16 protein-coding genes and 1 pseudogene are annotated in these 17,995 nt (G+C 66.7%); 16 read left to right on the top strand and 1 reads right to left on the bottom strand.

Annotation, left to right across the window (positions count from 1 at the left end; translation table 11 throughout):
• Positions 1 to 15: 15 nt before the first annotated feature.
• A complete protein-coding gene (locus H8R02_RS00325; RefSeq protein WP_187079364.1) occupies positions 16 to 1,536 on the bottom strand; it encodes a class I adenylate-forming enzyme family protein in 1,521 nt (506 codons plus the stop codon).
• Positions 1,537 to 1,676: 140 nt separating this feature from the next.
• Between H8R02_RS00325 and panD the strand changes: the two genes are divergently transcribed.
• The 16 genes and pseudogenes from panD to H8R02_RS00405 all read left to right on the top strand — a co-directional run bounded on the left by panD (position 1,677) and on the right by H8R02_RS00405 (position 17,987).
• Complete coding sequence (panD, locus tag H8R02_RS00330) at positions 1,677 to 2,054, top strand: aspartate 1-decarboxylase (RefSeq protein WP_187079365.1); 378 nt, start codon at positions 1,677 to 1,679, stop codon at positions 2,052 to 2,054.
• Entirely contained in the window at positions 2,051 to 3,073 is a 1,023-nt protein-coding gene (gene bioB, locus H8R02_RS00335) for a biotin synthase BioB (protein ID WP_187079366.1), read from the top strand. Before panD ends, bioB begins: the two co-directional genes overlap by 4 nt.
• Positions 3,055 to 3,884, top strand: a pseudogene (panB, locus tag H8R02_RS00340) (3-methyl-2-oxobutanoate hydroxymethyltransferase). The gene bioB and the pseudogene panB overlap by 19 nt, the downstream one beginning before the upstream one ends.
• On the top strand, positions 3,881 to 4,705 hold the full coding sequence (gene panC / locus H8R02_RS00345) for a pantoate--beta-alanine ligase (RefSeq protein WP_187079367.1): 825 nt from the start codon (positions 3,881 to 3,883) through the stop codon (positions 4,703 to 4,705). The pseudogene panB and the gene panC overlap by 4 nt, the downstream one beginning before the upstream one ends.
• Positions 4,706 to 4,796: 91 nt before the next feature.
• Positions 4,797 to 5,597, top strand: coding sequence for an enoyl-CoA hydratase/isomerase family protein (locus H8R02_RS00350; protein WP_435531257.1), 801 nt, complete (start codon positions 4,797 to 4,799; stop codon positions 5,595 to 5,597).
• A gap of 26 nt (positions 5,598 to 5,623) precedes the next feature.
• Positions 5,624 to 6,865 (top strand): thiolase family protein, encoded by a 1,242-nt coding sequence (locus tag H8R02_RS00355; RefSeq protein WP_354004875.1) that lies wholly within the window; start codon positions 5,624 to 5,626, stop codon positions 6,863 to 6,865.
• A gap of 44 nt (positions 6,866 to 6,909) precedes the next feature.
• Entirely contained in the window at positions 6,910 to 8,070 is a 1,161-nt protein-coding gene (locus H8R02_RS00360) for an acyl-CoA dehydrogenase family protein (RefSeq protein ID WP_187079369.1), read from the top strand.
• Position 8,071: 1 nt separating this feature from the next.
• Positions 8,072 to 8,872, top strand: coding sequence for an ABC transporter ATP-binding protein (locus tag H8R02_RS00365; RefSeq protein WP_354004848.1), 801 nt, complete (start codon positions 8,072 to 8,074; stop codon positions 8,870 to 8,872).
• The gene (locus H8R02_RS00370; RefSeq protein ID WP_255429105.1) at positions 8,869 to 10,887 is read left to right on the top strand and encodes an AMP-dependent synthetase/ligase; all 2,019 of its coding nucleotides are present in this window, start codon (positions 8,869 to 8,871) and stop codon (positions 10,885 to 10,887) included. The genes H8R02_RS00365 and H8R02_RS00370 overlap by 4 nt, the downstream gene beginning before the upstream one ends.
• Positions 10,884 to 11,771, top strand: a complete 888-nt coding sequence (locus tag H8R02_RS00375) for a branched-chain amino acid ABC transporter permease (RefSeq protein WP_187079370.1) — start codon at positions 10,884 to 10,886, stop codon at positions 11,769 to 11,771. The genes H8R02_RS00370 and H8R02_RS00375 overlap by 4 nt, the downstream gene beginning before the upstream one ends.
• A gap of 14 nt (positions 11,772 to 11,785) precedes the next feature.
• Entirely contained in the window at positions 11,786 to 12,838 is a 1,053-nt protein-coding gene (locus tag H8R02_RS00380; protein WP_187079371.1) for a branched-chain amino acid ABC transporter permease, read from the top strand.
• A 50-nt stretch (positions 12,839 to 12,888) separates the two neighbouring features.
• Complete coding sequence (locus H8R02_RS00385; protein WP_187079372.1) at positions 12,889 to 14,115, top strand: ABC transporter substrate-binding protein; 1,227 nt, start codon at positions 12,889 to 12,891, stop codon at positions 14,113 to 14,115.
• A gap of 7 nt (positions 14,116 to 14,122) precedes the next feature.
• Positions 14,123 to 14,926, top strand: a complete 804-nt coding sequence (locus H8R02_RS00390; protein ID WP_187079373.1) for an ABC transporter ATP-binding protein — start codon at positions 14,123 to 14,125, stop codon at positions 14,924 to 14,926.
• Positions 14,927 to 14,948: 22 nt separating this feature from the next.
• Complete coding sequence (locus H8R02_RS00395) at positions 14,949 to 16,055, top strand: CaiB/BaiF CoA transferase family protein (RefSeq protein WP_187079374.1); 1,107 nt, start codon at positions 14,949 to 14,951, stop codon at positions 16,053 to 16,055.
• A gap of 19 nt (positions 16,056 to 16,074) precedes the next feature.
• A complete protein-coding gene (gene fabG / locus H8R02_RS00400) occupies positions 16,075 to 16,827 on the top strand; it encodes a 3-oxoacyl-ACP reductase FabG (RefSeq protein WP_187079375.1) in 753 nt (250 codons plus the stop codon).
• Positions 16,828 to 16,838: 11 nt separating this feature from the next.
• A complete protein-coding gene (locus H8R02_RS00405) occupies positions 16,839 to 17,987 on the top strand; it encodes an acyl-CoA dehydrogenase family protein (protein WP_187079376.1) in 1,149 nt (382 codons plus the stop codon).
• Positions 17,988 to 17,995: the final 8 nt, after the last annotated feature.

Genomic DNA, 17,995 nt, shown 5'->3' on the forward strand with positions numbered 1-17,995 from the left:
TTTGGAAGGATGGGTTCAAGCGGACAGCCATCGACGCTCGACCTCATGGCGCTGGATCTTCCCGGTGCTGCTGCGCGGGAACGAAGACGCATCGACGAACCGGATCTCCTTCGGCATCTTGTAGCCGGCAAGCTGCTCCCGACAGCCGCGCATCAGGGCATCGGGATCCGCCCTGGCGTTCGGCTGCATCGCGACGAATGCGACGGGCACCTCGCCCCATCGTTCGTCGCGGCGGCGCACCACCACGGCGTCCGCAACACCGGGCTGCGCTAGCAGTGCACGCTCAACCTCGGCCGGATAAACGTTTTCGCCGCCGGTCTTGATGAGGTACTTGGCGCGATCGACGAAGTCCAGCGATCCGTCGCCGCGGCGGACGAACAGGTCGCCCATGTGGAACCAGCCGCCGCGGAAGTCGTGCGCGTTCGTCTCCGGCGCATTCCAGTAGCCGGAAAAGAGCGTTGGCCCGCGCAGCGCCGCTTCGCCCGGCGTGCCTTCCGGAACATCGTTGCCATCTGCATCCACGAGCCTGACGCGGCAGAACCCCGACTCCCGCTTTGCAAGGCTGGCAGGCACGACGCCGGGCGCGATGAGCGAGCCTGATGCGGGCGCCAGGCCGGTTTCCGTCGCGCCGAAGCTGTTCAGATACGGTGCGCCGAGCAACGCCGTGAGTTCTGCGATCTGCTGCAAAGGCACGAGATCGGCCATCGCGCCGACAATCCTCAAGCCGCGCGGCCGGGTCCCGTTGCGCTTCAGGCCTGCAATCAGGAGATCGATCATGCCCGGCATCGCCACGAGCCAGCCGATCTTTTCGCGCGCGATGGCCGCACACAGCCGGTCGATATCGAGGCCGTCGTGCAGCACCACCTTGCCTCCGATCATCAGGGTCGCGAGGCTGAAGTCGGTCGCGGCCATGTGGAACAGAGGGCTCCACGCCACGTACGCGTGGTCAGCGTTGAGCCCGTATTCCGACGCGAAGCACATCGCACGCGCCACCATCGCCCGCTGGCTGATCACGGCTCCTTTCGGCAGGCCCGTGGTGCCACTGGTGTAGAGGATCACCAAACCGTGCTCTGCATCGACCTCGCAGGCGGGATCCTGGACCGACGCTGCGGAGAGAAACTCATCGAAAGCCGATTCGAGATCGACCACAGGACCGGCCCACCGAACGCGCCGCAACACTTCGCCATGGCGACCGGACGCGAACACGAGCCGCGGGGAGACCAGCTCAAGGCAATGCAGGGCCTCGGCATCGGCCAGCCTCCAGTTCAGGCAGGCAACGATCACGCCAACTTTCGCGGCTGCCAACTGCAGGCCGAGATACTCGCGCCGGTTCTCGGCGAGGACGGCGATCCGGTCTCCCGCCTGCAAACCCCAAGCTGTCAGTGCCTGCGCGATCCGGCAGGACCAGCGATCGAGTTCCCCATAGCTCAGGACACCCTTTCCGTCCTCGATCGCAGGCGCGCCGGGTCGCACGACCGCCTGCTTGCGCAACAGGTCGGCCACGGTCAAAGGCGAAGCTCCGCTCGACATCGTCATAAGGAATCAGGAAGTCTACCTAACGCTTGACAGTTTGGCAACCCCTGGCTAAGCTGCCCAGGCGATCCAGAGTTTCGACGGGCACCCCAGCTTTCCCACCGTCCGCCGCCGCCTTCGTCAAAAGCCACGAGACCCGATCCTTGTACCGCACGCTGCTCCAATCCAAGATCCACCTCGTCCGCGTGACGCAGTGCGAGCTGCACTACGAAGGCTCCTGCGCCATCGACGAGGACCTGCTGGATGCCGCGGGCATCGCCGAGAATGAGCAGGTGCACCTGTGGAACGTCGACAACGGCGAGCGCTTCGTCACCTATGCGATCAAGGGCCGGCGCGGCAGCGGCATGGTCTCGGTCAACGGCTCGGCGGCGCGCCGCGCGGCCGTCGGCGACCTGCTGATCATTGCTGCGTTCGCGCAGGTCCCGCATGAACGCGTCGCGGCCTTCAAGCCGAAGCTGGTCTTCGTGGACGGCGCGAACCGCCCGGTGGCGCAGCGCGACTTCGTCCCGGTGCAGGCATGAGCCGCTCCGCCGCTCCGGAGGCTCGTAGCCCCGCAGTGCGCAGCACGGGGGCTGGTCCAGTGAGCCGCTGGACCGTCGCGCAGGTGGAGGCGCTCTACGAGCTGCCCTTCGCTGAGCTGCTGCACCGCGCGCAAGCCGTGCACCGCGAGAACTTCGACCCACGCCTGGTCGAACTGGCGACGCTGCTGTCGGTGAAGACCGGCGGCTGCCCCGAGGACTGCGCCTATTGCCCGCAGGCCGCGCGTTACGACACGGGCGTGCAGGCGTCGCGTCTGATGGAGCCTCATGAGGTCCGCGACGCCGCGCAGCGCGCGAAGGCCGCCGGCGCGACCCGTTTCTGCATGGGCGCCGCATGGCGCTCGCCCAAGGACCGCGACATCGAGAAGGTGGCCGAGTTGGTGGAGGAAGTGAAGTCGCTCGGCCTGGAAGCCTGCGCGACGCTCGGCATGCTGGAAGAAGGCCACGCCGAGACGCTGCGCTGCGCCGGCCTCGACTACTACAACCACAACCTCGACAGTGCGCCGGAGTTCTACGGCGAGATCATCACCACACGCGAGTACCAAGACCGCCTTGACACGCTGGAGCGCGTTCGCACGGCCGGTGTCAAGGTGTGCTGCGGCGGCATCGTGGGGATGGGCGAGTCGCGCCGCCAGCGTGCCGCGCTCATTGCGCAACTGGCCAACCTCGATCCCTATCCCGAGTCGGTGCCGATCAACCACCTGGTGCGCGTCAAGGGCACGCCGCTGGCCGACGAGCCGCCGCTGGATCCCTTCGAGTTCGTGCGAACCATCGCGGTCGCGCGCGTCACGATGCCGCGCGCGCGCGTGCGCCTTTCGGCGGGCCGGCGGCAGATGGAAGAGGCGGTGCAGGCCCTGTGCTTCCAGGCTGGGGCGAACTCGATCTTCTACGGCGACAAGCTCCTCACCACGGGCAACCCCGACACGGACGCGGACCGGGCGCTCCTGGAGCGTCTCGGCCTGAAGGCCGGCCAGCCGCAGCCATTGCAGGAAACCTCGTGAGCACGGCGTCCCGCAAGGCGCTGACCTTGCACCGCCTGCGCGAAATGCATGCCGCCGGCGAGAAGATCGCCATGCTCACGTGCTACGACGCGACCTTCGCGCGCGTGCTCGACGAAGCCGGCGTCGATTGCCTGCTGGTAGGGGATTCGCTCGGCATGGCGTTGCAAGGCGCGCGCGACACGATGCGCGTCACGCTCGAACACATGGCTTACCACACGCGTTGCGTAGCGCAAGGCAACCGCACAGCCTGGGTTGTCGCCGACCTGCCTTTCGGCAGCTACCACGAATCGCCCGGGCAAGCGCTGCGCAGCGCGTCGGTGCTGATGCAGGCGGGCGCGCACATGGTCAAGCTCGAAGGCGGCGGCTGGACATCCGCGACGGTGCGCTTCGTCGTCGAGCGGGCATCCCGGTGTGTGCGCATCTCGGCCTCACGCCGCAATCCGTGCATGCGTTGGGGGGATGGCGGGTGCAAGGACGCGACGAAACTTCCGCCACGCAGTTGCTCGCGGAAGCGAAGGAGCTCGCAGGCGCCGGCGCTGCAATGCTGGTGCTGGAGCTGGTGCCGGCTGCTCTCGCGAGCGAAGTTGCGGCGGCCTTGACCATCCCCGTCATCGGCATCGGCGCCGGCCCGTCATGCGGAGGCCAGGTGCTCGTGCTGCACGACTTGCTCGGCCTGCACCTCGGGAAACCGCCGCGCTTCGTACGCGATTTCAGCGGGGACGCTTCCAGCATCGCGCACTCGGTTCGCCTCTATGTCGACGCGGTGAAGGGCGGCACCTTTCCCGACCCTGCCTTGCACTGCCACGCATGAAGATCGTCCACTCCATCGCCGACCTGCGCGGCGCGCTCGCGGGCGCACGCAAGCCCGCCTTCGTTCCCACCATGGGCAACCTGCACGACGGACACCTCGCGCTGGTGCAACGCGCGCGCGAACTCGGCGACGTCACCGTCGCCAGCATCTTCGTCAACCGCCTGCAATTCCTGCCGCACGAGGACTTCGACAGTTATCCCCGCACCTTCGACGCGGATTGCGAGCAGCTGCGCGCCGCGGGCAGCGACATCGTCTTCGCGCCCAACGAAAATGCGCTCTATCCCGAGCCGCAAGCCTACAAGGTCTACCCGCCTACGGCGCTCGCCGACATTCTCGAAGGCGAATTCCGGCCCGGCTTCTTCACGGGCGTGTGCACCGTGGTGATGAAGCTGTTCGCCTGCGTGCAGCCGCGCGTCGCGGTGTTCGGCAAGAAGGACTACCAGCAGCTGATGGTGATCCGCGGCATGGTGCGGCAGTTCGCGCTGCCGATAGAGATCGTCGCGGGAGAGACGCAGCGCGCCGCCGATGGACTGGCCCTATCCTCGCGCAACGGTTACCTTTCCGGGACCGAACGCGACGAGGCCGTTCACCTTTCGCGGGTCCTCGCCGCCATGGCGGCGCAAGTGCGTACTGGCGAATCGATTCCAGATGTCGAGAACGCCGCGATGGAAACGCTCAGGAGCCGCGGCTGGCAGCCCGAATACATGACCGTGCGGCGCCGCTCAGACCTGCGGGCGCCCATGGACGCGGCCGAGCCCCGGGTGGCGCTCGGTGCGGCACGGCTCGGAACCAAGCGTCTGATCGACAACGTGGAGTTTTGAGAGCGCGCGCAGATCGTTCTACCTAACGCTTGACAGTTGAGTGGCTCTCACCTACGCTATCGAGGAATTCCAGAAATTCCCGGAGACAAACTTGCGTTCCTATCGCGCGCTGACTTTCGAGCGGCGGGCCGGCGTGGCGTGGTTGACCTTGAACCGCCCCGAGGCGATGAACGCCTTGTCGGACCTGCTGTGCGCCGAACTCGACGATGCGATCACGCGCGCCGGGGGAGACCGGGAAGTTCGCGTGCTCGTCCTGACAGGCACCGGCAAGGCCTTCTGCGCCGGGGCGGACCTGAAGGGCGTCTTCGAAGGCGGCGCCGTGCCGGCCGGCGAGGAAGATCCGCTCAACGCGTTTCTTGACAAGGTGGCCGGCGTCATCGACCGGTTGCGCAATCTGCCCAAGCCGACGATCGCCGCGCTCAATGGGCTCACGATGGCCGGCGGCCTCGAACTCGCGATGGCCTGTGACCTGATCGTTGCGGCGCAAAGCGCGCGCATCGGGGACGCGCACGCGAATTTCGGCGTATTCCCGGGTGCCGGCGGCGCGGCGGTGCTGCCCCGCCGCATCGGCCCCACCGCAGCGAAGTACCTGCTCTTCACCGGGGACACGCTTCCCGCCTCCGAGTTGGTTCCGCTGGGGCTCGTCAACCGCGTGGTTCCCGACGCTTCTCTGGACGCCGAGGTCGACCAACTGGCTTCGCGCATCGCCTCCAAAAGTCCGCTCGTCCTGCGCAGGATGAAGCAGGCCGTCGACGACGGCCTGGCCCAGTCCCAGTCCACCGCCTTGCGGCTGGAGCGGCTCGTGCTGGACGCGCACCGGCATTCCCGCGACATCCGCGAAGGTCTCGCAGCGTTCGTCGAGAAGCGCAAGCCCGAATTCAAGGGCTACTGAACATCCATGGAGCAACCTTGAGTTCCATCTCCGTCCCTCGCGCCCACGTGGCGGGTATCGGCATGACGCCGACCGGCAAGTTCCTCGACCGCAGCATCAAGCAACTCACCGCCGATGCCGTGACGGCTGCGCTCGCCGACGCGGGGCTCGAAGCCTCCGACATCCAGGCCGCCTTTTTCTCGAATGCGACGCAGGGGGTGCTGGAAGGACAGACCATGGTGCGCGGCCAGATTGCGCTGCGCCCGCTCGGCATCCAGGGCGTGCCCGTCTACAACCTCGAGAATGCCTGCGCGAGCGCGAGTTCCGCGTTCAATCTCGCGGTGCAGGCCGTGCGGTCCGGCGAGGTGGATGTGGCCCTCGCCGTCGGAGCGGAGAAGATGTTCTGCACCGACAAGGCCAGGATGTTCAGCGTTTTCGACGGCGCCTGGGATGTGCAGGACATCGAGCGCAACAAGGCGGCGTTGCTTTCGCTGGGACGCGGCGTCGAGCCGCCGGAGGGAAGCACGTCGAAGGCGCCGTACAGCCTGTTCATGGACATCTACGCCGCTTTCGGGCGCTTTCACATGCGCGAGTTCGGGACCACGCAGCGGCAGTTCGCGGCCGTCTCGGCCAAGAACCACGGCCATTCCGCGCACAACCCGCTTGCCCAGTACCGCAACACGTACACGGTCGATGAAGTGCTCGCGGCGCCTCCCATCACCTACCCGCTGACGCTGCCGATGTGCGCCCCGGTCAGCGACGGCGCGGCGGCCGTCATCGTTTGCTCCGGATCGGCATTGGCCCGGCTGGAGGACAGGCGCCGCGCGATCCATGTGCTCGCCTCCGTGGTGGCAACCGGCTCTCCACGACAGCCGCAGGACGTGGACAGGCACATCACCGTGAATGCCGCGAAATCGGCCTACGAACGCGCCGGTGTAGGGCCGAAGGACATCTCGGTCGCCGAGGTCCATGACGCGACCGCGATCGGCGAAATCGTCCAGTCGGAAAACCTGGGCTTCTGCGAGTTCGGCGCCGGCGGCCCCCTCGCGGAGAGCGGCGCGACCACGATAGGGGGCCGGATCCCCATCAACACCTCCGGCGGGCTCGAGTCCAAGGGCCACCCCATCGGCGCGACGGGCATCGGGCAACTGCACGAACTGGTCACGCAACTGCGCGGTGAGGCCGGCGCGCGCCAGGTTCAGGGCGCGCGCCTCGCCATCGCCGAAAACGGCGGGGGGCTCTACGGCATCGAGGAAGCCGTCTGCGCGATCACGATCCTGGGCCGCTGACGACGCGCGCGACATCCCGCCACCAACACCACAACCCATCGACGATGAACTTCCTTCCGACCGACGAACAACGCCTTGCCGTCGAGGGTTTCAACCGCTTCCTCGACTCGAAGCTCGAACCCATCGTGCAGCGGTACCGACCTGACAAGCCGATCGAGAAGGAGCGCATGCTGGAGATCTTCCAGATGATGCTGCCCTACGGCATGGGGGGCAACGGCCTCATCTCCGAAGCCAACGGCGGCATGGGCATGCCATGGCTCACCTACGCGATGATGTACGACCGGCTCGCGCGCATCTCCGGGGACGTTGCGATCTCGCTGCTGATCCAGCAGCTCGGTGGTTACTCCCTGGAGGTCTGCACCAACGAGGCGATGCGCCGGAAGTACCTGCCGAGGATGGTACGCGCCGAGATCATCTCCTGCAGCGGCATCAGTGAACCCCGCGTGGGCTCCAACGTCGCCGAGGTGACCTGCCGGGCAAAGGCCGATGGCGACCACTACGTCGTCAACGGCGAAAAGACCTGGATCTCCAATGGTCACTATTCCGACTTCTGCATGGTGATCGTGCGCACTTCGGACGAGGGCGCAAAGGGGCTGTCGATGATCCTGGTGGACCGCCAGGAGCATGGCTACGAGAGCCGCAACATCGACAAGCTGGGCCTCAACAGCACGTCGACGGCGCAGCTGTTCTTCGACAACGTCCGCGTTCCCGCGGCCAACATGATGATCCAGCCGGGCACCGGGTTGAAAAACACCCTGGTCCTGTTCGAGAAGGCGCGGCCGATGGTCGGGCTGACGTCCGTGGGCATCGCCCAGGCGGCCCTCGACAAGGCCGTGGCGTACGCGAAGGAGAGGCGGCAGCACGGCAAGCCGATCGGGCAGCACCAGCTGATCCAGGGCATGCTGGCCGACGCGGCCATGGAGCTGGACGCGGCGCGCCTGCTGATCTATCGCGCATTCAACCTCATCGACCACGGCGTGCGCAGCGAAGTGGAGAGCGCGATGGCCAAGTGCTATGCGACGGAGATGGCGGTTGATGTCGCTTCGAAGGCGGTGCAGATCCACGGCGGCAACGGCATCACGAAGGATTTCGGCGTGGAGCTGCTGTTCCGCAATGCCCGCATGATGACGATTCCAGACGGCACGACGGAAATCCAGAAGCTGATCATCGGCCGGGCGCTCACGGGCCTCAACGCATTCTCGTGACGTGAGCGAACCCGCCAGCCTCTCCGCGAATTCCCCGCAGCCGGTGCTAAGCGCCGAAGGCGTGACCCTGCGTTTCGGCGGCGTGACCGCATTGTCCGATGTCAGCATCCAGGTGCGCGCCGACGAGATGCTTGCCATCATCGGCCCGAACGGCGCCGGCAAGAGCTCCCTCCTGAACGTGCTGAGCGGGTTCTACCGGCCTCAAGAGGGCCGCATCACGTACCAGGGCCTCGACATCCTCGGGCGCCCGGTGCACCAGATCGCCAGCGATGGCGTGGTGCGGACGTTCCAAGGCACGCACCTGTTTCCCCACATGACGGTGCTCGACAACATTCTCATCGGTCGCCACGCGCGCATGCGCGGTGGCCTCGCGCAGGCTTTCGTGTACTTCCCATGGACGCGGAACGAGGAAGCCCGCCATCGCGAAATCGCGGAAAACATCGTCGAGTTCCTCGAAATCGAGAACATCCGCCACCAGCCGGTGGGCGCGCTCGGCTACGGGTTGCGCAAGCGCGTGGACCTCGGCCGCGCGCTTGCAATGGAGCCCCGCGTCCTGGTCATGGACGAACCGATGGCCGGGATGAACACCGAAGAAAAGGAAGACCTCGCGCGCTTCATCATCGACGTCCGGGAGGCCAGGCGCATCCCGGTCGTGCTGGTGGAACACGACATGGGCGTGGTCATGGACCTCGCGGACCGGGTGGCCGTCCTTGACTTCGGCAGAAAGATCGCCGATGGCACGCCGGCGCAGGTTCAGGCGGACCCCGCCGTAATCCAGGCCTATCTGGGAGCGCCGGCTTGAACGCGCGCGACATTGATTCGCAGCGGATCGCGGGAGCCGCCCCGATCCCGGCCGGCCGCGCTGCCGGCGCAGGTGTCGCGGCGGTGCCGCACGTTGGCACGCTGCCGCAAATGCTGCTGGCGCACGCCGACGCACGACCCGGTGAGCTGGCGCAACGCGTCAAACGCAAGGGAATCTGGCGCTGCCATAGCTGGGCGGATGTGTTGGAAAGTGTTCGCGCGCTGGCGCTTGGCGCCGCGGCGCTCGGCTTGCAGCGCGGGGACACGGCGGTGGTGATCGGCGAGAACGAGCCGGAACACTTCTGGTCCCTCTTCGCCGCCCAGTCGCTCGGGGCGAAGACCGTATCGGTCTATCCCGACGCCACGGCCGATGAGTTGCTGTACCTGTGCGAGGACTCGGGGGCCCGCTTCATCTTCGCGCAGGACCAGGAGCAGGTCGACAAGGCCCTCGCCATCGCGGGCAAGCTGCCCGCCCTGTGCGCGATCGCCTACTGGGACGATTCTGGAATGTGGTCGTATCGACACGACCTCCTGCAGGGATTCCAACCGCTCTGCGAGGTGGGCCGAAAGCTCCACCAGCAACATCCCCAACGCTTCCGGCTAGCCGTGGAAGAAGGCCGCGTCGACGACCTCGCGCTGCTAACCTATACCTCCGGTACCACCAGCAAGCCCAAAGGGGTGATGATCAGTCACCGCTGGCTGCTGGACAACGCCAGCCGCATGCTCAGCGCCCTGCCGCTGGAGCCCGGGATGGAATACCTGTCGTACACGCCGCTCGCGTGGATCACGGAGCAACTCCTTGGCGTGACGCTGGGTTTGATGCTGCCCCTGGTGCTCAACTTTCCCGAGGGCCCCGACCAGGTGCTGCCGAACATCCGAGAGTTGTCGCCCCACATGGTCCTTTTCGGTCCGCGGCAATGGGAGAGCATTGCCGCCACGATAGAGGCGCGCATGCTGCACGCGCGCCCACTTGCCCGGGGGTTGTACCGCTGGAGCGTACGCGTCGGGCATGCGGTCCGCGTGGCCCGGCTCGAAGGGCGCAAGCCGGCGCTTGCCGCGCGCTTGCTCTTGCCGTTGGCCGAAGTGCTGACGCTCCATGCCGTGCGAGACCAGTTCGGCCTGCTGCGCTCGCGCGTAGCGGTATCGGGCGGCACGGCCATGGCGCCCGACGTGTTCCGCCTCTTCCATGCCCTGGGCGTGCCACTTCGCAACATCTACGGCTGCTCGGAGTTCGGCCTGATCGCGGGCCACAAGGGGCAGCGGTACGACCTGGAAACCGTGGGGCCCCTGCTTGCCGTGGCGCCCGGTTTCGGCGCTCCCCTCGAATCGAAGGTCGAAGCCGATGGCGAGCTGTTGCTGCGCGGCGGCACAGGGTTCCTGGGCTACTGGAACAAGCCAGAAAAAACCGCCGCGCTTGATCGCGACGGGTGGTTCGCCAGCGGAGACGCCGTCCGCATCACGGCGCGCGGCGAGTTCATCTTCCTCGATCGCGTGGAGCACCTCGTCAGGCTATCGAGCGGCCATGCCTACCCGCCGCAGTTCATCGAGACCCGGCTGCGCTTCTCGCCGTTCATCAAGGACGTGATGGTGCTCGGCGATTCGACGCGTCCCTGGGTCGCAGCCCTGGTCAACATCGACATGGGGGTCGCCGCTCGCTGGGCGGAAGAGCGCCGCATCGCCTTCTCGACATTCACGGACCTGTCCCAGAGACCCGAAATCCGGGACTTGGTGCGCGGCGAGATCGCCCGCATCAACACGCTGCTGCCCGAAGGCTCGCGCGTCGTCCGCTTCGCGAATTTCCCGAAGGAGCTCGATGCGGACGAAGGCGAACTCACGCGTACCCGCAAGCTGCGCCGCGAGTTCCTCGAACAACGCTACCGCACGCTCATCGAAGGCCTGTACGGCGGCAAGGCCGGAATCGACTGCGAGATCGCGGTGACCTACCAGGACGGCCGGCAGGGCGTCCTGCGCGCCACGGTCGTCGCCACGGACGTCGGCAACGGGGGCGCGGCATGATCATCGAGTTCCTGAATTACACGCTCAACGGTGCGCTGCTGGGGTTGCTGTACGCCCTCGTCGCGATGGGTTTCGTCGTGATCTACCGTGCCAGCAAGGTCTTCAACATGGCCACCGGCGAGATGCTGGTGCTGGGCGCCTTTCTCGTCTGGTGGGCCGTGGCCTCGCGCGGTCTGCACCCGGCCGTGGGCATCGCGGCCGCCCTGGCCATGGCGGTCCTGGTGGGGCTGGCGATCGAGCGATTCTTCTTCCGCCGGCTGATCGGCGAATCCGTGTTCTCGATGATCATGGTCACCATCGGCCTGCTGATCCTCACCCGTGGCCTGGTGCTGGTCATCTGGGGCCCGCAGGAGCGTGCGTTCCCTGCGTTGATCCGGCTGGAGCCGCTGATTGTCGGCGAGATGATCGTCCCGCGGCCGCTCGCGGCCGCCGGCGTGGTCGCGGTGGTCTTCGCCCTCGGCCTGCACTGGTTCTTCAACCGCAGCCGTACGGGCCTGGCCATGTCCGCGGTCGCTGAAGACCACCAGATCGCCCTGGCGATGGGCATCAGCGTGCGACGTTCCATCGCCTTCGCCTGGGCGCTGGGCGGCGTGCTGTCCGTGATCTCGTCGATCGTCTACCTCAGCGGCAAGTCGCTCACGTTCCTGTCGTCGGAGATCGGCTTCGCGGCATTGCCGGTGGCGCTCCTCGCCGGGCTGGAATCGATACGCGGCCTGCTGCTGGCAGGCGTGATCGTCGGCGTCGTGCAGGGCCTGACTTCGGCCTACATCGATCCGCTGATCGGCGGCAACGCCGCTTCGGTGGTGCCCTATGTGTTCATGCTCGTGGTGCTCGCGGTCCGTCCCAACGGGATGTTCGGCTGGAAGCGGATCGAGCGGGTCTGAGAGGCTTCACGACCATGGATCCGTCCGGCGTCTTCTTCACGCGCTACCAGCGGGACAGCACGCTGGTTCGCACGCGTGCGCAATGGCTCGCCCTGGCAATGTTCGCCGGTTTGCTGCTCTCTCTGCCCTGGATCGCGTCGCCGCGGCTGCTGGCGGTGGCCAACCTGATGTTCATCACCGCCATCGTCGTGGTCGGCCTGCAGATAACGACGGGGTATGCCGGCCAGATCAATCTCGGCCAGGCTGCATTCATGGGCGTGGGGGCCTACGGCGCCAGCGTGATGGAAGTCAAGCTGGGACTGCCCTTCTGGGTGGCCGTGCCTGCAGGCGGGGTGATCGCGGCCGCGGCGGGCTGGGCGTTCGGCCTCACGGCCGCGCGCATCAAGGGCTTCTATCTCGCGCTCACCACCATCGCGGCCCAGTTCCTGTTCGTCTTCGTCGTACTGAACCTACCGTCGTCGTGGCTCGGCGGGGTCAATGGCTTCAGCCTGCAGCCGGCGCGGCTCGGCCCTGTCGCTTTCGATTCGGACGCGAAGCTCTACTACCTCTTTCTCATTGCCGCTGCCGTCATGGTCGCGGGCGCCCTCGGCATCGTCCGCAGCCGCCACGGCCGCGCTTTCGAGGCCGTACGAGACGACGACGTGGCCGCCGGCATGATGGGCATCGACGTCGCCGGCACGAAAGCGCGCGCGTTCGTGACCGGCGCGTTCTATGCCGGCATCGGCGGAGCCCTGTGGGCCTACCAGATCCGCTTCGTTTCCGTGGACCAGTTCACGCTCTTCAACTCGATATGGTTCATCGCGATGATGATCGTCGGCGGGCTCGGATCGATCGTGGGCGCGCTTGTCGGCACGGTCGCCATCCGGGCCGTGCAGGAAACGATCACGAGCGTCGGCCCGAACCTGATTGAACGCTTTCCTGGGCTGGGAACCGACCTCGTGTTCGCCAGCATGAACGTTTTTCTCGGTCTCGTGATCACCGGCTTCCTGCTTCTCGAACCCAAGGGGCTGATGCACCGCTGGAACATCCTGAAGGCCAACTACCGGCTGTGGCCCTTCCCCCACTGACTTTTCCACTCACACGCGCCATGAGGCGCCCGTCTCGAAAGGATATTTCCATGCTTCGACGCCTACTTCTCTCCCGCGGCCTCGTCCTTGCCACGGGCCTCGCGCTCGGCTCGGCGGCCTCGGCGCAGACGACGGTCAACCTCGCGGCGTTCGCCGACTTCGCGGGCCCCTACGCCAACGTCATGAATGATATGCAGGGTGGCCGGCTGGCGGTCATCGACTGGTGGAACAAGGAGGTCGGCGAGAAGATGAATGTCCGCATCGCCCTCAAGACCTACGACACACGTTATGACGTGGCGCAAACAGCCAGCCTGTGGCCCGGCATCAAGGCCGAGCTCAAGCCGGCGCTGGTGCTGGGGTTGGGCGGCCCGGACGCTGCGGCCCTGCAGCAGCGCCTGCCGGAGGACAAGGTCCCGATGCTGTTCGGAACAGCGGCCTATGGTTTCGGATGGAAGCCGAACCAGTGGGCGCTCAATGTGCGCCCGACCTATTCGCACGAGGCGGCGGGCTTCATCGAATGGTTCCGCACGGCAAAGCTCGAAGGCAAGCGGCCCGTGAAGGTGGGGATCATCACCTCCGAAGCCACGCCCGCCTACGCCGACATGGCCAAGGGCTTGCAGGCGTATGCGAAAGCCAATCCCGACAAAGCGACGTTTGTCGAGGCGATCTGGACGGAGGTGCAGCCCGCGGACCTGACGCTGCAGGTGCGTCGCCTGGCCAATGCCGGCACCGACCTGATCGTGATCCAGACGAACACCGCGCAGGCTGTGGCTACCAAGCGCGCGCTGCAGTCGCTGAACAAGAACATCCCGATCATGCTTTCGCTGCACAACGGCGTGCTCGGTTCTTCGAAGGCGCTCGGCAATCCCAACGGGTTCGCGGGCGACTACGAAGTGGGCGCCATCGCCGACGCCAGCGAGGACGACACCGCTGCCCGCAAGTTCTATTCGATGCTGCAGTCGAAGTACGGCGCCAAGGCGGGATGGAATTCGATGACGATGCTGGGCATGGGTCAGGCCATCGTCGCGGTCCGTGCGGTCGAGGCGGCCGCAAAAGCCAAGGGCGCCACGGGCGTCACGGGCGAGGCGGTGCACGCGGCGCTTATCTCCACCGATTTCACCGGCGCGCAGCTGATGGGTCTCCTGCCCGGTGTCGACTTCAAGCCCGAGAACCCCTTCCCGACCGGCAGCGCCAAAGTGAACATCGCCACGATGAAGGACGGAAAGGTTGTCCGGGTCGCGGCGGATGCGCCGGTGCCGGCCATTCCGAAGTGGTAGGGCGAAGATGGCCGATGCGCTGCTGGAGTTGATGAACGTCGAGGTGCTCTACTCGAATGTGATCCTGGCCCTCAAGGGCGTGTCGCTCAAGGTGGCGCCCAAGGGTTGCGTGGCCTTGCTCGGCGCGAACGGGGCGGGCAAGAGCACAACGCTCAAGGCCATCTCGGGGGTGATCGCCTCGGACGACGGCCGCGTCTCCGGCGGCAGCATCGCGTTCGCCGGGCAGGCCATTGCCGGCCGCGAAACTGCCAGCGTCGTGCGCTCCGGCCTGGTCCACGTGATGGAAGGGCGGCGCGTGCTTCCCCACATGACCGTGGAGCAGAATCTGGTCATCGGCGGGCACATGTTCGCGAACGCGGCCCGGATGCGCCGCGCGCTCGACGGTGTATATGAGGCAATCCCGCGCCTGGCTGACCTTCGCACGCGAACGGCGGGTTACCTGTCCGGTGGCGAGCAGCAGATGCTGGTGATCGGACGCGCCATCATGGCCGAGCCGAGCCTCATGCTCATCGACGAGCCTTCCCTCGGCCTGGCGCCTCGAATGATCGAAGAGGTGTTTGCCGTCCTTCACCGCCTGCGCGGGAACGGCCTCGCGCTCCTGATCGTCGAACAGAACACGCGCGTTGCCCTGGAACTCGCCGACTACGGCTATGTGATGGAGAGCGGCCGCATCGTCCTCGAAGGCGCTGCGGGCGAACTGGGTGCCAACGAGGATGTCCGCGAGTTCTACCTCGGACTGGACCGCGACGGGGGACGCAAGAGTTTTCGTGATGTGAAGCACTATCGGCGGCGCAAGCGCTGGTTGGGTTGATCGAAACACCGGAGAAGCAGGCATGGCAGGTCCACTGGCGGGGCTGAAAATCGTCGAACTGGGAGGTATCGGCCCCGGGCCGTTTTGCGGGATGATGCTCGCGGACATGGGCGCCGACGTCGTGCGCGTCGAGCGCAAGGCCGACAAAGGAAAGGACCGCGGCGCGCCGGGATTCCTTGCCTCCGGCCGTCGCAGCGTCCTGCATCGCGGCCGCCGCTCGGTGGCCCTGGACCTCAAGGACCCGGCCGATCGCGGTAAGGCGATGACCATGATCGACGGTGCGGACGCGCTGATCGAAGGCTACCGGCCGGGCGTGCTAGAACGGCTGGGCCTGGCACCGGACGCCCTGCTGCAGCGCAACCCCAGGCTCGTCGTCGGCCGCATGACCGGCTGGGGGCAGGATGGGCCGCTTGCGCAATCCGCCGGGCACGATATCAACTACATCGCGTTGTCGGGCGCGCTCGCGACCATCGGCCGCAAGGAAGGCGGACCTGTCGCGCCCGCGGCGATGGTCGGTGATCTCGGTGGCGGGGGGATGATGCTGGCGTTCGGCATCGTGTGTGCGCTGCTGGAGGCGCGCAGTTCCGGCCGGGGGCAGGTCGTCGATGCCGCCGTGCTCGATGGCGCCGCCCTCCTGACCTCCATCGTCTGCGAACTGCGCGGGCTCGGGCTCTGGCGTGACCAGCGTCAGGGCAACCTCCTTGACGGAGGTTCGCACTTCTACGACACCTACGAATGCGCCGACGGCCGCTGGATCTCGATCGGCTCGCTCGAGCCTCAGTTTTACGCGTTGCTGCTCGCGAAACTCGGCCTGGACAAGGACGCCGCATTCGAGCGTCAGCGCGATCCTGCCGCCTGGCCCGCGCTCAAGGCGCGGATCGCCGCCGTGTTCCGGTCGAAGCCATCGGCGCATTGGTGCAAGCTTCTGGAGAACACCGACGTGTGTTTCGCACCCGTGCTCAGCACCGCGGAGGCCGCCACCCATCCGCACAACGTGGCGCGGGCGACATTCTTCGAAAGCCACGGCGTGGTGCAGCCCTCGCCGGCGCCGCGCTTCAGCCGCACCCCCGCGGCCCGGCCGAATCCGGCGCCCTTCATCGGCGAACACGACGACGAGCTCCTGGGCTGAGTCGAGGGAGAGACCCATCATGCATCTCGGATTGAAGGACAAGGTCGCCATCGTCACGGGGTCGGCAAGGGGCATCGGCGCGGAAACGGCGCTCGCGCTCGCCGAAGAAGGCGCCCGCATCGTCGTTACGGACATCGACAGCGATGCTGCGGCCGGCCATTGCTCCGCATTGCTTGAAGCCGGCCATGCGGCGATCTCCGTCGCCGCGGACGTCACCCGCGCAGCCGACGTCGAACGCCTGGTCCAAGCCGCAGTGGATGCGTTCGGCAGTGTGCACGTTCTCGTGAACAACGCCGGTTTCGCGCGCGATGCGCGAATCACCCGTCTCACGGAAGACGATTGGGATGCGGTCGTCGACACGGTGCTCAAGGGCGCTTTCCTGTGCACGCGCGCGGTGGCCCCGCTGATGGCCGATGCCGGCTGGGGTCGGGTCATCAACATTTCGTCGCGCGCCCACCTGGGCAACCCGGGACAGGCCAACTACGCAGCCGCCAAGGCGGGCATCCTGGGCTTTTCGGCGGCGCTGGCGCTCGAACTTGGGCGTGACGGCATCACCGTCAACACGATCGCACCCGGCTTCATCGAGACCGGCGGCGTCCGCAACCTGCCCCACTACCAGAAAATACGCGACAACGCGCTGGCGCGCACGCCGATCGGCCGCCTGGGCGTTCCGCGCGACATCGCGAGCGCCGTCTGCTTCCTCGCCGGCGAACCCGCCGGGTACATCACCGGGGCCACGCTGCACGTGACCGGCGGGCGCTACGCAACCTGAGAACGCACGAAGTGGATTTCGGGTTCACTCCAGAACAGGACACCCTGCGCGCCAGCATCCGGCGCTTCATGCGCGAACGGGTCGCGCCACGCATCGCGCAGTGCGAGCGGGAGCGCGAGTTCGCGTGGGACCTGCTTCCGCAACTGCAGCAGTTCGGCTACCTCGGGGGGCTGCTTCCCGAAGCGGACGGCGGGTTCGGCATGAGCTACGTCGATTGGGCCATCCTGATGGAGGAAGCGGGCTACAGCTGGCTGTCGCTGCGCGTGATGATGAATTCGCTGAACATCCTGGCCCAAATACTGCACGGGCAAGGGTCGCCGGACCAGAAGCGCAGATGGCTGCAGCCGCTCCTCGCCGGCAGGCTGCGCCACTGGATGGCGATCACGGAGCCGAACCACGGCTCGAATGTCGCAGGGATCGAGACCCGGGCAGTGGACCAAGGCGATCACTGGCTCGTGAACGGCAGCAAGCTGTGGATCACCAATGGCGTGCACGGCAATTTCGGCGTCCTCGTGGCCCGGACTTACAGCGAGCGCTGCGACGGCGGGATCAGCCTCTTCATCGTCGATCGCGAAGAAACCTCCTACGAGGCCCGCCGGGCCGACGTCATGTTCATCCGATCCACCGGCACCTCGCAGCTGGACTTCCGCGACGCGGTCGTGCCGAAGGCCAACCTTCTGGGGACCGAGGGCGAAGGACTGAGGGCCATTCTTACGGGATTGAACTTCGGTCGGCTGAACGTAGCCATGGGGGCAGTCGGCGCCGCGAGGTGCGCGCTCGATCTCTCGATCGACTACGCGCGCCAGCGAAAACAGTTCGGGCGCCCCATTGCTGGCTTCCAGCTCGTCCAGAAACTCATCGTCGACATGATGGTGAGGTGCGAGGCCGCGCGGTCGCTCGGGTACAGGGCCGCGTGGGCCCTGGACCAGGGAGGCACGGCGCGCACCGAATGCTCGATCGCCAAGCTGTACGCCGCAGAGGCGGCGCACGAAGTCGCCAGCATGGCCCTGCAGGTGCATGGCGGATCGGGCTATAGCGAGGAGTTGCCCATCGAGCGGATCTTCCGCGACACCCGCGGCGGGCTGATCCCGGAGGGCACGACCGAAATCCAGACGCTCATCATCGGTCGCGAAGTGCTCGGGATCTCGGCCTTTCACTGAGGGAACCA

The organism is Ramlibacter albus (assembly GCF_014297445.1).
Classification (GTDB): Bacteria; Pseudomonadota; Gammaproteobacteria; order Burkholderiales; family Burkholderiaceae_C; genus Ramlibacter; species Ramlibacter albus.